The organism is Agrobacterium sp. 10MFCol1.1, from assembly GCF_000381165.1.
GTDB lineage: Bacteria > Pseudomonadota > Alphaproteobacteria > Rhizobiales > Rhizobiaceae > Agrobacterium > Agrobacterium tumefaciens.
Genome location: NZ_KB906072.1, coordinates 906278 through 919558, shown reverse-complemented (window position 1 = coordinate 919558; position 13281 = coordinate 906278). Strand labels below are relative to the sequence as shown.

Sequence of the window (13281 nt, the reverse complement as noted above, 5' to 3'; positions counted from 1 at the left end):
GCTATAATAATCCAGCGCACAATGTGCCAAAACAAATCGGTCACCCAATTACGGTGCGTCCCTTAAAGGAGACAAATCGCCTTCGGCAATTTGCTCCGGAAGTATACATCACAGCGTCCCTGTGATGCAGTCGCGATAAATCCAATAGGATTTACGCTGGTCGCGATAAATCCAATAGGGATTTACGCTGGTCGCGATAAATCCAATAGGGATTTACGCTGGTAACGCGGGGTGGAGCAGCCCGGTAGCTCGTCAGGCTCATAACCTGAAGGCCGCAGGTTCAAATCCTGCCCCCGCAACCAATCTTCACAAAAACCCCGTAGCTTAAGCTGCGGGGTTTTCTTTTGCAAAATACCTCAAATAATCTCTAAATCTATATAAGTTCGCATCATCCACAATTGGCGCTCTTTTTTATGAGAGTGATTCAGCCTTTCTGCGTTGCGATAGCCCCTGATTTGGCCATGATGCACAAACTGCCCAGCTCATAAGAAAGCCAACGTGACCACCGATCCCTTGCAGATTCTCAAGACCGTCTATGGCTACGATACGTTTCGTGGACAGCAGGCCGAAATCATCCGGCATGTGATGGCAGGCAACAATGCTTTTGTATTGATGCCAACAGGGGGCGGGAAGTCGCTTTGTTACCAGATTCCGGCGCTCGCCCGTAAGGGAATGGGGCTGGTTGTTTCGCCCCTGATCGCGCTGATGGTTGATCAGGTCGCCGCCTTGCGTCAGGCAGGTGTGCGCGCAGAAGCTCTCAACTCCGATCTTTCCCCAGAAGAGCGGCGGGCACTCTGGCAGGATATGCGGGCTGGCAAGGTCGATATTCTCTATGCTGCGCCGGAGACCCTTCTTAAGCCGGATGTTCTGAATGCGCTTCAACCTATCAGCCTGTCGCTGATCGCGATCGACGAAGCCCATTGTCTATCGCAGTGGGGGCACGATTTCCGTCCCCCGTACCGCCAGCTAGACACGTTGATCGAGCGCTTTCCGGATACGCCACGCATGGCGCTGACGGCGACTGCGGACGAGCCAACCCGCGCCGAAATTCTGGGTCATCTCGGGATCAACGGAAGCGACGCCTTCATAGCCGGATTCGATCGGCCAAATATCCGCTATGCGATCATGGAAAAGGATAATCCACGTACACAGCTGAAGCGCTTCCTGACGGGTCGCGAGGACGAAAGCGGCATCGTCTATTGCCTTTCCAAACGCAAGGTCGATGAGACGGCAGCCTGGCTGCGCGAGGAGGGGCGTGATGCGCTGCCCTATCACGCCGGCATGGACAAGGCCGCCCGCGAGGCGAACCAGACCCACTTCCAGCATGGTGAAGCGGTCATCATGGTTGCAACCGTGGCTTTCGGTATGGGCATCGACAAACCGGATGTGCGCTTCGTCGTGCATATCGATCTGCCCAGCAGCATCGAAGCCTATTATCAGGAAACCGGCCGTGCCGGCCGTGATGGTCTGCCGTCCGACGTGCTTATGCTTTACGGTTATGAAGACATCGCATTGCGCAACCGCTTTATCGAAGAGTCGGATGCGGGCGACCAGCGCAAAAACATGGAGCGCCGGAAGCTCGATGCGTTGCTTGGCCTCGCGGAAACCGCCGGTTGCCGTCGGCGGGTGCTTTTGTCTTATTTCGGCGACTATTGCGAGCCCTGCGGCAATTGCGACACCTGTGCGGAACCGCCGGACCTGTTTGATGGTGCCATTGCCGCGCAGAAGTTGCTGTCCTGCATTTACCGCACGGGAGAACGTTTCGGCCAGGCCTATGTCATCCGCGTATTGCTGGGCATGGAAGATGAACGGATATCGAGCTTTGGTCACGATCGGATCACGACCTACGGCATCGGCAAAGAGCACGACAATCGCACCTGGCGGGCCATCCTGCGCCAGATGGTTGCGCTGCGCCTGATCGAGGTTGATCTGGCCGGTCACGGGGGATTGTCCATTTCCGAAGAAGGGAGGCGGTTCCTGCGCGAAAAGCCGTCCCTGATGTTGAGGATACCGTCCGCTCCCCGTTCGGCGCGACAACAGGCGACTCGCAAGCCCGCCGCCACTGTTTTACCGGAGGCCGATCGCAGCCTCTTTGAGGCGCTGCGTGCGAAGCGCATGGAAATTGCCCGCGCACAGAACGTTCCGCCCTATGTGATTTTTCACGACAAGACACTCATTGAGCTTGCGGCATCAAGACCGGCCTCTGTGGGGGAAATGGCGCAGATACCTGGAGTGGGAGACACAAAGCTGGAACGATACGGCCCTGCTTTTCTGGCGGCGATCATGGAACATGCCGCCAGCGAGTGACCATTTGAATCCGGCAAAGAGTCCCGCCAGGAAATTTCGGCAGGGCCCGAAACCTCAGCCTGTCGTGTCCTTGAACAGAACATTCTGGTCGATGAGATAACGGGAAAACAGGGGCAGGCTCGCTCCCCCGATAGCCCGGGCCTGGCTGCCGACCGCTCCCTCGATGATCTCCGGCAGCGTAACACCCTGAAGATCGTGATGTTTTAGGGCAAGGCGTGTGGCGGAGACTATTCTTGCTCTGACCCAATCCGGAAAACCGCCATCGATGATGACGCTAGAAAAATCGATGATGGAGGCTGCAGCGATGACGGCTTGCGCAAGGGCCGCGGCCGTTTTTCCGATCCAGCTTTCCAGCGGCTCGCCGAAATCGATCCACTCGTCCGGCGAGAACCACAGGGGACGGGGATCGATGCCGCGTTCGCGCAACATGTTTTCCAGAACGAAGATGGAGGCGATTTTCAGAAGCTGGACCGTGTTGCCGTCCTGCCCCTGAACCGGAAGGGGGCCGATTGCACCGGCGGTGCCCGTCTTTCCGGAAAACAGTGCGGAATTTAAAACGACACCGCCACCGATGAAGGATCCGATGAAGATATAGAGAAAATCGGGGTAGTTCTGGCCTGCACCAAAAACCAGTTCTGCACCGCAGGCACTGGTCGCATCGTTCTGCAGGAAAACCGGATAGCTGACGCCACCCGCAATTTCGGAACGGATATCGACGTCGCGCCAGCGCTCCATCTCATTCTGCGGCGCGCCCACCTCCTGCGCCCAGTTCCACAATTCGAACGGCGCGGCAATGCCGACACCGGCAATTTTTTGCCGTTCGGCCGGAGAGAGCTTGGACTCGAGTTCCGTGATACCCTCGATGACGAATGGCAAAATCCATTCCGGCATAGGATAGGGGTAAGTTCTGCGGAGCTTCAGCTTGATCCGGCCGACGAAATCCATCAGCACCAGATCGACGCTGCGACGGCCGATTTTCACGCCAAACGAGAAGACGGCATCGGGATTGAGGCGCATCGGCGTCGAAGGCTGCCCGACTTTGCCGCGAAGTCTTTCGCCACGAATAAGAAGACCGTCACTTTCGAGCGAGCGCATGATGACCGAGACGGTCTGCGCCGAGAGACCGCAAAGCCTGGATATTTCGGCTTTCGACAAGCCGCCGTGGCGGCGCACCAGCGACAGCACAAGCCGCTCGTTATAGGCACGCACCCCGATCTGGTTGGCGCCGCCGCTCATATCCATGTTGGTGGACGGCGCGGGCGGCGCCGTCTCGACAGATTGTCTCATAGTTTCATCCTCCCGCCCGCCATATCCGCCGCGACCGATACATGCAGGCTTTATGGCAATCTTGCTATCGCAACGTTAAACGGCGCGGCGATATTCCTCCCTGCCGCTTGTTAGAATGCCATACGGAATTAATAATTCAATCGGATTTATTTATTGACAGCCGTTTGCTTTGATGGTTCCATCTGTGTCAACGGTCGCTGTTCTCGGAGGAGACGAGATCGTCGGGTAACCGTCACGGTACTCAAACATTCAATGGGAGGATTACAATGAAGACGACTGTTTCCGCTCTTCTGGGCGCGCTTGCGCTCGGCGTTTCTTTCGCGTCCGTCGCGTCCGCCGCCGATACTTCGGTTTGCCTGATTACCAAAACCGACACCAATCCCTTTTTCGTCAAGATGAAGGAAGGCGCTACCGCCAAGGCTAAAGAACTTGGCGTGACGCTGAAGTCCTATGCCGGCAAGATCGATGGCGATTCCGAAAGCCAGGTTGCCGCGATCGAGACATGCATTGCCGATGGCTCCAAGGGTATCCTGATTACCGCATCGGACACCAAGGGCATCGTTCCAGCCGTGCAGAAGGCGCGCGATGCCGGTCTTCTGGTCATCGCCCTCGATACGCCTCTCGAACCCGTTGATGCCGCTGACTCCACTTTCGCTACCGACAATCTTCTGGCCGGCGAGCTGATCGGCAAATGGGCTGCTGGCACCCTCGGCGACAAGGCCAAGGATGCGAAAATCGCCTTCCTCAACCTCACGCCTTCCCAGCCAACCGTTGATGTTTTGCGCAACCAGGGCTTCATGAAGGGCTTCGGCATCGACGTGAAGGACATCAACAAGATTGGTGATGAAGACGACAAGCGTATCGTTGGTCATGATGTTACCAACGGTAACGAAGAAGGCGGCCGCTCTGCGATGGAAAATCTGCTGCAGAAGGATCCGACCATCAACGTCGTTCACACCATCAACGAACCTGCAGCTGCCGGTGCTTACGAAGCGCTGAAAGCCGTCGGCCGCGAAAAGGATGTTCTGATCGTTTCCGTCGATGGCGGTTGCCCTGGTGTCAAGAACGTTGCGGAAGGCGTGATCGGCGCAACGTCTCAGCAATACCCGCTGCTGATGGCGGCACTCGGCGTGGAAGCCGTCAAGAAGTTTGCCGACACCGGTGAAAAGCCGAAGCCGACCGCAGGCAAGAACTTCTTCGACACCGGCGTAACGCTGGTAACTGACAAGCCGGTCAAGGGTCTCGATTCGATCGACACCAAGGAAGGCCTGAAGAAGTGCTGGGGCTGATACTTCACCGTTGAAATCGGCGGGGGGCGATTTGCCCCCGCCCTTGAACCGGAATGGTTTAAAAGAACGATCTGGGTGATCGGACAGGAACAAACGAGCGCGCCCGGCGTCCGTGGACGTAACTGAGGCACGCTTCTCAACAGTTTGAATCTACGCATTGTCCCCTCTGGAAAATAATCCCGGGTTCAGGGCTGATGCGATGGAGCGATCGGGAGGAAAATCCATGAGCGATCAGCCAGTGCGGGCTCAACCGCATAATGAATTTGAAAAAGTGCTGTCGGGAAGTTCGACTCAGGTCGCTGCTTTCGATACGCACAACAAGAGTTTGCTTGAAAAATTCCAGCACTTTCTGCATTCCAGCCCGGCGGCCGTACCGCTGATCGTTCTGGTGTTGTCGCTGGCTGTCTTCGGCATGACCCTGGGCGGCAAGTTTTTCTCGGCCTTTTCGCTGACCCTTATCCTTCAGCAGGTGGCAATCGTCGGCATCGTCGGCGCGGCACAGTCGCTGGTCATTCTGACTGCGGGTATCGATCTTTCGGTCGGTGCGATCATGGTCCTGTCCTCCGTCGTCATGGGACAGTTTACATTCCGCTATGGTTTGCCTGCCGAACTCTCGATTATCTGCGGTCTCGCAGTTGGCGCATTTTGTGGCTTTATCAATGGCGTGCTGGTTTCGCGCATGCGGCTTCCGCCCTTCATCGTTACACTGGGCATGTGGCAGATCGTGTTGGCCACCAATTTCCTCTATTCGGCCAACGAAACGATCCGCTCACAGGATATCGTCCAACAGGCGCCCATTCTCCAGTTTTTCGGCAACAATGTCCGCATCGGCAGCGCCGTCTTCACCTATGGCGTCATTGCGATGGTTCTGCTGGTTGCCCTGCTCTGGTATGTGCTGAACCGCACCGCCTGGGGTCGACATCTCTATGCAGTGGGTGATGATCCTGACGCAGCCGAACTTGCCGGCGTTAACGTCAAGCGCATGCTGACGACCGTCTACACACTTTCCGGGCTTATCTGCGCCTTCGCGGGCTGGGCTCTCATCGGCCGCATCGGCTCGGTATCGCCGACCGCCGGTCAGTTCGCCAATATCGAATCCATCACCGCAGTGGTCATCGGCGGCATATCGCTGTTTGGCGGACGCGGCTCGATCATGGGCATGATCTTCGGCGCGCTGATCGTCGGTGTCTTCTCTCTCGGCCTGCGACTTATCGGAACAGACCCACAATGGACCTATCTGTTGATCGGCGTCCTTATCATCTTGGCTGTCGCAATCGACCAGTGGATCAGAAAGGTAGCAGGCTGATGGCAAAAGAACCTATCCTCACAGCACGCAATCTCGTTAAACGCTACGGTCGTGTGACTGCGCTCGACAATGCCGATTTTGACCTTTATCCGGGCGAAATCCTCGCCGTCATCGGTGATAACGGTGCTGGAAAATCCTCTCTCATCAAGGCGATTTCCGGTGCGGTGACACCCGATGAAGGGGAGATCAGGCTTGAAGGCAAGCCGGTACAGTTCCGCTCGCCAATCGAGGCGCGCAAGGCTGGTATCGAAACCGTTTATCAGAACCTTGCGCTGTCTCCCGCATTGTCCATAGCCGACAATATGTTTCTCGGCCGTGAAATCCGCAAACCCGGTATTCAGGGAAGCCTGTTCAGGGCACTGGACCGTCCGGCGATGGAAAAGTTTGCCCGTGAGAAACTCTCTGAACTCGGCCTGATGACGATCCAGAACATCAATCAGGCGGTGGAAACCCTCTCCGGCGGCCAGCGCCAGGGTGTTGCGGTGGCGCGTGCAGCCGCCTTCGGCTCCAAGGTCGTCATCCTTGACGAACCGACGGCGGCGCTCGGCGTCAAGGAAAGCCGCCGCGTTCTCGAGCTTATTCTGGATGTGCGCGCGCGAGGGCTACCGATCGTTCTCATCTCGCACAACATGCCGCATGTTTTCGAGGTTGCTGACCGGATTCATATTCATCGGCTGGGCAAGCGTTTATGCGTCATCAATCCGAAGGACTATACCATGTCCGACGCTGTCGCCTTCATGACGGGCGCCAAGGAAGCGCCAAAGGAAACGCTGGCCGCATGACGTTGAAGCTTGAAACGATCGTCGAAGACGTTCTTCGGCGGGCAGAGGATAAATCTCGTTTTATTATTGCCATTGCCGGTCCCCCTGGGGCCGGCAAATCCACGCTGGCGGATGCCCTGTGCGGTGCCCTCGTGGCGCGCGGCGAGGCTGCGGCTGTCCTGCCCATGGACGGCTTCCATATGGATAACGGTATTCTCGAAGAACGGGGGCTCTTGCCGCGAAAAGGCGCACCGGAGACCTTCGACGTGCGCGGCTTTCTTGATATCGTCTCCGCAGTTCGTCAGGGCGGGCAGGAAGTTCTTGTCCCGGTTTTTGACCGCTCCCGCGAAATTGCCATTGCCTCCGCTCGCGCCATCGCGCCAGAAACACGCTTCATTCTTGCCGAAGGCAACTATCTGCTGTTGAACGAGGCGCCGTGGACGAAGCTTTCCGGCAGCTTCGATCTTGCCGTCTTCGTAGGCCCATCCGTTGCGGTGCTCGAGGAACGCCTGCGGGATAGATGGCAGGGCTATGGTCTCGATGCGACCGAGATTCACGCCAAACTGTTCGAAAATGATCTTCCCAACGGAAAGCGGGTGATTGAGAACTCCCGCCCCGCCGATATTCGCATCGATATCTGGGAATAACCCGCCGCTTCCGTCCGTAGGCGGCATCGAGCATTCACCGTTAAGCCTTTGTTGACCATGTGTTGAATCTTTTTGATCCACAGGGTGGGGCTTTCGCATGTCTAATTATTGACGAAAAAAATTCCTCATATACTATATGTGGTGTTCAAGGTTCTTTCGATTCGCAAGCGTCGGGAGCTAAGACGGGAATTCGGTGCGCAACACCATTATGGTGAAGCAATGCCGAAACTGCCCCCGCAACTGTAAGCGGTGAGCATCGTTCCGATTTGAGCCACTGGCGCTAAAAGCTCCGGGAAGGTGGGAATGGATGTTTTGACCCGCAAGTCAGGAGACCTGCCTTGAGCGAAAACGTCCACGGGCGGGGTGTCCGGAAGGAAGGTGTATGACGCAAATGAATTGCGTGCGCCCTTTTCTGCCCCCTCCAGAACAAGCTTCGGGGTGAAGTCATGCCAGTGCATTTTTATGAGTTTCTACGCTCGTCGGCGTAGACAGCGATCTTACGCGGCCTCACCCGCGCGCCTCGCCAGAATGACAGAACCATCGCCACCCGCTTGCGATTGCAGGCGGGCAATGTTGAGCCGTGCGTAAAAGCGGCTTCGAAAGAGGAAACAATGACCGTCACCGTTTACAGCAAACCCGCCTGCGTCCAGTGCACTGCCACCTATCGTGCGCTTGACCGCATCGGTGTTAGCTACGAGATCATCGATATCTCCGAAGATGCGGATGCCCTCGATCGCGTTCGCGGCCTCGGTTACATGCAGGTTCCCGTGGTCGTTGCCGGCGAACGCCATTGGGCGGGTTTCCGTCCGGACATGATTGGCTCGATCAGCTGAGGAGGCGATGCGATGGGGCTGATCGTCTATTATTCCAGCCGGTCTGAGAACACTCATCGCTTCCTTCAGAAACTGGGGCGACGATTGCTTCGCCTGCCGCTCGGCGCCGAGGAAGACGTTCCTCACGTGTCGGAGCCCTATGTTCTCGTCACCCCCACCTATGGGGGCGGCGGCATGAAAGGAGCGGTACCGAAACCGGTTATCCGGTTTTTGAACGAGCCCTCAAACCGAAATCTCATTCGCGGCGTCATAGCGGCGGGAAATACGAATTTTGGCGCAGCTTTCGCATCCGCCGGAGATATCGTGTCGCGTAAATGCGCGGTGCCGTTTCTCTACCGCTTCGAGCTTCTCGGCACGGAGGAAGATGTCGCCAACGTCAATCATGGATTGGAACGATTTTGGACACGCTGACCTCGAGCGCGGTGCGCAACACGGATGTCAAACAACAAGTAACCGCCGCGCAGAAACACCTGGACGCGGGACTGGACTATCACGCGCTGAACGCGATGCTGAACCTCTACGATGAAAACGGGAAGATCCAGTTCGACAAGGACCGCCTTGCGGCACGGCAATATTTCCTCCAGCACGTCAACCAGAACACGGTGTTTTTCCATAATCTCAGGGAAAAGCTCGATTATCTCGTGACCGAGGGATATTACGAACAGGAGGTGCTGGACCAGTATTCCTTCAATTTCGTCCGTGACCTCTACGACGAGGCCTATGCCAGAAAGTTCCGTTTTCCGACATTTCTCGGCGCCTTCAAATATTATACGTCCTATACGCTGAAGACCTTCGACGGAAAGCGTTACCTGGAGCGTTATGAGGACCGCGTCTGCATGGTGGCGCTGGCTCTGGCGCGTGGCGACGAGCAGCTTGCCCGCGATCTGATGGATGAAATCATTTCCGGCCGCTTCCAGCCGGCGACCCCGACCTTTCTCAACGCTGGCAAGAAAAGCCGCGGTGAGCTGGTTTCGTGTTTTCTGCTGCGTGTGGAAGACAATATGGAAAGCATCGGCCGGTCCATCAATTCAGCATTGCAGCTTTCCAAGCGTGGCGGTGGCGTAGCACTGTCCCTGACCAATATTCGCGAAGCCGGCGCGCCGATCAAACAGATCGAAAACCAGTCCTCCGGCGTCATTCCTGTCATGAAGCTGCTGGAAGATTCGTTCTCCTACGCCAACCAGCTTGGCGCGCGCCAAGGCGCTGGTGCGGTCTATCTGCATGCCCATCACCCCGACATCATGCGTTTCCTTGATACGAAACGTGAAAACGCCGACGAAAAAATCCGCATCAAAACCCTTTCGCTCGGCGTGGTGATCCCTGATATCACCTTCGAACTCGCGAGAAACAACGAGGATATGTACCTGTTCTCACCCTATGATGTTGAGCGGGTTTATGGCGTGCCGTTTACCGAGATTTCCGTCAGCGAAAAATATCAGGAAATGGTCGCCGACAGCCGCATCCGCAAGAAGAAGATCAAGGCACGCGAGTTCTTCCAAGTCATCGCAGAAATCCAGTTCGAAAGCGGTTACCCCTATATCATGTTCGAGGATACGGTTAACCGCGCCAATCCGATCGCCGGCCGTATCAGCATGAGCAATCTCTGCTCGGAAATCCTACAGGTCAGCGAGGCGAGCGAGTTCAACGACGATCTCTCTTACAGCCATATGGGCAAGGATATTTCCTGCAATCTCGGCTCGCTCAACATTGCTTCAGCAATGGATTCGGCTGATTTCGGCAAGACGATCGAAACCTCCATCCGGGCGCTGACGGCCGTTTCTGACATGAGCCACATCTCGTCTGTCCCTTCCGTGGAAAAGGGCAATGATGCGAGCCACGCCATCGGGCTTGGTCAGATGAACCTGCATGGCTATCTGGCGCGCGAGCGCATCTTCTACGGCTCCGAAGAAGGCATCGACTTCACCAATATCTATTTCTACACGGTGACCTATCACGCCATCCGCGCCAGCAATCGCCTTGCCACTGAAAGGGGCCAGAGCTTCAAGGGCTTTGAAAACTCCAAATATGCCTCGGGCGACTACTTCGATAAATATACCGACCGGGAATGGCTGCCCGCGACGGAAAAGGTCCGCGACCTTTTTGAGAAAGCCGGCATTTCCATTCCGACACAGGAGGACTGGAAAGCGTTGAAGCAGGCCGTCATGGAGACCGGCCTCTATAACCAGAACCTTCAGGCCGTGCCGCCCACAGGCTCGATCTCCTATATCAACCACTCGACCTCCTCGATCCATCCCATCGTCTCGAAGATTGAAATTCGCAAGGAAGGCAAGATCGGCCGTGTTTATTATCCGGCTTCCTACCTTTCGAACGACAATCTCGAATATTATCAGGATGCCTACGAAATCGGTCCGGAAAAGATCATAGATACCTATGCGGCGGCCACTCAGCATGTCGATCAGGGCCTGTCGCTGACACTGTTCTTCCGCGATACGGCAACGACGCGCGATATCAACCGGGCGCAGATCTACGCCTGGAAAAAAGGCATCAAGACCATCTACTACATCCGTTTGCGCCAGATGGCGCTGGAAGGCACGCAGGTTCAGGGCTGCGTATCCTGCACGCTCTGAATTGAGGGACAAGACAATGAACATTGCCGTAAAACCCGCGTCCCGTATTCGCGCGGTCAACTGGAACCGCATCGAGGATGACAAGGATCTCGAAGTCTGGAATCGCCTGACATCGAATTTCTGGCTACCGGAAAAGGTGCCGCTCTCCAACGATATCCCGTCCTGGGGAACGTTGAAGCCGGAAGAGCAGACCCTGACGATCCGCGTCTTCACCGGGCTGACATTGCTGGACACGATCCAGAACGGCGTCGGTTCCGTGCGCCTGATGGCGGATTCGGCGACGCCGCACGAGGAGGCGGTGCTTTCCAACATCTCCTTTATGGAGGCGGTCCACGCCCGCTCCTATTCCTCGATCTTCTCGACGCTCTGCTCCACGCCTGACGTCGATGACGCCTATCGCTGGTCGGAGGAGAACGAATTCCTGCAACGCAAATCCGCGCTCATCATGCGCGAATATGATAGCGGAAATCCGTTGAAAATGAAGGTCGCCAGCGTGTTTCTGGAGAGCTTCCTGTTCTATTCCGGCTTCTACCTGCCTATGTTCTGGTCAAGTCGCGCCAAGCTTACCAACACGGCCGATTTGATCCGTCTCATCATTCGCGATGAGGCCGTGCATGGCTATTACATCGGCTACAAGTTCCAGCGCGCGCTCGAACGTCTGGGCGAAGCGGAAAAACAGGAGATCAAGGATTTCGCCTTCGATCTATTGCTCGAGCTTTACGACAACGAGGCCAAATATACCCAAGACCTCTATGACGGCGTTGGCCTGACGGAGGACGTCAAGCAGTTCCTGCATTACAACGCCAACAAGGCCTTGATGAATCTGGGTTACGAGGCGCTGTTTCCGCCCGAGGCTTGCCGGGTCAATCCTGCGATCCTCTCGGCGCTGTCTCCCAATGCCGACGAGAACCACGACTTCTTCTCCGGCTCCGGCTCTTCCTATGTCATCGGCAAGGCGGTCGCCACAGAAGACGAAGACTGGGATTTCTGAACCGGTTGTCGCCAAGAACCCGCAAAAGTTATTGCGGGTTCACGACCTGGCTCGCAAGCCGGAAGGGGCTGGATACTGTTGCCCCGATAGCGTCGAACACAAAGGCACCCGCGCGGCCTATGCCGTTTTCGCCGTTGCCGTTCCGGCTCGCCTCCAGTTGTGGCACCAGCGACGCGAGTGCCGCATAGCGGTCGTGGTTGAGCGGATCCGATGCCTTGAGTTTGGAGATGTCAACGAACTGAACGCCCTCTTTCAGGGCGGCTTCCTGCACTTGAGGATCGGTCACATCCAGCGCGCCTATGCGGGTGACGTCGGCCCCCAGGATGGAGGAAGCCTTCAGGGCGCGGTCGTCCTTGGAGACGAGAATGGTGAGCGGCGGATTGAGCCTCCCCACCACCTCGATCTGCTTGCGGAAAACATCGGCGTCGATATCCGGCGCGGCCAGCACTACCTGTAGTTTGGAAAGCACATCGTTCCTGCCTTCGAAGCGCAATTGTCGCAGCGCTTCCATGACCAGCCAGCCGCCCATGCTGTGACCGAACACGACAATGCTTTTTTTCGGTGTCTGCTTGGTAAGGTCTGTCAGCACCATGGCCAGCGCGTCTCGCGAATAGGTCGCTGATTCCTTGTCGGCCACGTAACCGGTGACGCTCGCCTGGGACGGCCAGGAAAAGACCAGCGGCACACCATCCATATTGGCATCGGCTGCCATTTGTGCCGCACGGAACAAGGCTTCCTGATAGCTGTAATTATAGCCATGCACAAAAAGGGCGATCTGCTTGCCGGAGCGGGTGACATCGCCAAGATCGGAATTGAAACGCGTTTTCGTCAGCATATCGGCTTTGGTGACGACAAAATCCTTGCTCGGGTTCGGCTTGCCTTTGGACCATTCGATATTTCCGCTTTTATGGCTGGGAGGAATGGAAATGTCGAAGCGCGCATAATTCAGCTCAGCTGCCCGCCCAGCGCTAAAGCCCTTTTTGGCCTCGTTGTTTTTCTCCCGCGTGCTCGCCACATAGGCTGTCACGATTTTCGTATCGGTGGTCTTGGTGTTTATGGCCTGCAACACATCCGCCCCCGGCCTGCCCGCGCAGGATGAAAGAAGGCTGAGAGCGAGGAGGAGCGAAAAAATCAGGCGCATGGATGGGGTTACCGATAATGAGGGACCACGCATAAATAACCGGCCGCTCAAAAAGTTGCTACTGGAGACTGGATTGCGGTGTGGTTGCATTATGTTCAATGCGGACGACGCATTCCCCACCTTGCTATCCA

General features: G+C 56.5%; 11 protein-coding genes, 1 tRNA gene and 1 riboswitch. Of the genes, 10 read left to right on the top strand and 2 right to left on the bottom strand.

Translation table 11 applies throughout. From position 1 onward, the window contains the following. Positions 1–225: 225 nt before the first annotated feature. Together F617_RS0104760 and recQ are read left to right on the top strand one after the other, a co-directional pair. Positions 226–302: transfer RNA gene (locus F617_RS0104760), tRNA-Met, on the top strand. A 196-nt stretch (positions 303–498) separates the two neighbouring features. Next, positions 499–2307 carry a DNA helicase RecQ gene (gene recQ / locus F617_RS0104755; RefSeq protein WP_019564576.1) on the top strand — a complete coding sequence of 603 codons (1809 nt, stop codon included), beginning with the start codon at positions 499–501 and terminating at the stop codon, positions 2305–2307. A 54-nt stretch (positions 2308–2361) separates the two neighbouring features. Here recQ and F617_RS0104750 read toward each other — a convergent pair whose 3' ends face one another. Beyond that, a complete protein-coding gene (locus F617_RS0104750) occupies positions 2362–3594 on the bottom strand; it encodes an ROK family transcriptional regulator (protein WP_019564575.1) in 1233 nt (410 codons plus the stop codon). Positions 3595–3860: 266 nt separating this feature from the next. Here F617_RS0104750 and F617_RS0104745 point away from each other — a divergent pair, with 266 nt between their 5' ends. From F617_RS0104745 to nrdF, 8 genes are all read left to right on the top strand, one after another. Then, positions 3861–4883 (top strand): sugar ABC transporter substrate-binding protein, encoded by a 1023-nt coding sequence (locus F617_RS0104745; RefSeq protein ID WP_003514241.1) that lies wholly within the window; start codon positions 3861–3863, stop codon positions 4881–4883. 223 nt (positions 4884–5106) lie between these two features. Further along, entirely contained in the window at positions 5107–6189 is a 1083-nt protein-coding gene (locus tag F617_RS0104740) for an ABC transporter permease (protein WP_013635210.1), read from the top strand. Beyond that, the gene (locus tag F617_RS0104735; RefSeq protein ID WP_013635211.1) at positions 6189–6971 is read left to right on the top strand and encodes an ATP-binding cassette domain-containing protein; all 783 of its coding nucleotides are present in this window, start codon (positions 6189–6191) and stop codon (positions 6969–6971) included. Before F617_RS0104740 ends, F617_RS0104735 begins: the two co-directional genes overlap by 1 nt. Beyond that, a complete protein-coding gene (locus F617_RS0104730) occupies positions 6968–7597 on the top strand; it encodes a nucleoside triphosphate hydrolase (protein WP_019564574.1) in 630 nt (209 codons plus the stop codon). Before F617_RS0104735 ends, F617_RS0104730 begins: the two co-directional genes overlap by 4 nt. Positions 7598–7728: 131 nt before the next feature. Beyond that, positions 7729–7953: riboswitch (cobalamin riboswitch) on the top strand. 255 nt (positions 7954–8208) lie between these two features. Further along, complete coding sequence (gene nrdH / locus F617_RS0104725) at positions 8209–8430, top strand: glutaredoxin-like protein NrdH (protein WP_019564573.1); 222 nt, start codon at positions 8209–8211, stop codon at positions 8428–8430. A 12-nt stretch (positions 8431–8442) separates the two neighbouring features. Next, on the top strand, positions 8443–8841 hold the full coding sequence (nrdI, locus tag F617_RS0104720; protein ID WP_003514252.1) for a class Ib ribonucleoside-diphosphate reductase assembly flavoprotein NrdI: 399 nt from the start codon (positions 8443–8445) through the stop codon (positions 8839–8841). Next, on the top strand, positions 8829–11018 hold the full coding sequence (gene nrdE / locus F617_RS0104715; RefSeq protein WP_019564572.1) for a class 1b ribonucleoside-diphosphate reductase subunit alpha: 2190 nt from the start codon (positions 8829–8831) through the stop codon (positions 11016–11018). Before nrdI ends, nrdE begins: the two co-directional genes overlap by 13 nt. Before the next feature lie 16 nt (positions 11019–11034). Continuing rightward, entirely contained in the window at positions 11035–12009 is a 975-nt protein-coding gene (gene nrdF / locus F617_RS0104710) for a class 1b ribonucleoside-diphosphate reductase subunit beta (protein WP_003514262.1), read from the top strand. A 28-nt stretch (positions 12010–12037) separates the two neighbouring features. On the opposite strand, the gene F617_RS0104705 is transcribed toward nrdF, so the two are convergent. Continuing rightward, positions 12038–13150 carry an alpha/beta hydrolase gene (locus tag F617_RS0104705; protein WP_019564571.1) on the bottom strand — a complete coding sequence of 371 codons (1113 nt, stop codon included), beginning with the start codon at positions 13148–13150 and terminating at the stop codon, positions 12038–12040. Between the last annotated feature and the right edge of the window lie 131 nt (positions 13151–13281).

Coding starts and splice junctions, on each gene's coding strand:
- F617_RS0104750 (WP_019564575.1), bottom strand. CDS start 3,594: ATGAGACAATCTGTCGAGACGGCGCCGCCCGCGCCGTCCACCAACATG.
- nrdI (WP_003514252.1), top strand. CDS start 8,443: ATGGGGCTGATCGTCTATTATTCCAGCCGGTCTGAGAACACTCATCGC.
- F617_RS0104730 (WP_019564574.1), top strand. CDS start 6,968: ATGACGTTGAAGCTTGAAACGATCGTCGAAGACGTTCTTCGGCGGGCA.
- F617_RS0104745 (WP_003514241.1), top strand. CDS start 3,861: ATGAAGACGACTGTTTCCGCTCTTCTGGGCGCGCTTGCGCTCGGCGTT.
- F617_RS0104735 (WP_013635211.1), top strand. CDS start 6,189: ATGGCAAAAGAACCTATCCTCACAGCACGCAATCTCGTTAAACGCTAC.
- F617_RS0104740 (WP_013635210.1), top strand. CDS start 5,107: ATGAGCGATCAGCCAGTGCGGGCTCAACCGCATAATGAATTTGAAAAA.
- nrdH (WP_019564573.1), top strand. CDS start 8,209: ATGACCGTCACCGTTTACAGCAAACCCGCCTGCGTCCAGTGCACTGCC.
- nrdF (WP_003514262.1), top strand. CDS start 11,035: ATGAACATTGCCGTAAAACCCGCGTCCCGTATTCGCGCGGTCAACTGG.
- F617_RS0104705 (WP_019564571.1), bottom strand. CDS start 13,150: ATGCGCCTGATTTTTTCGCTCCTCCTCGCTCTCAGCCTTCTTTCATCC.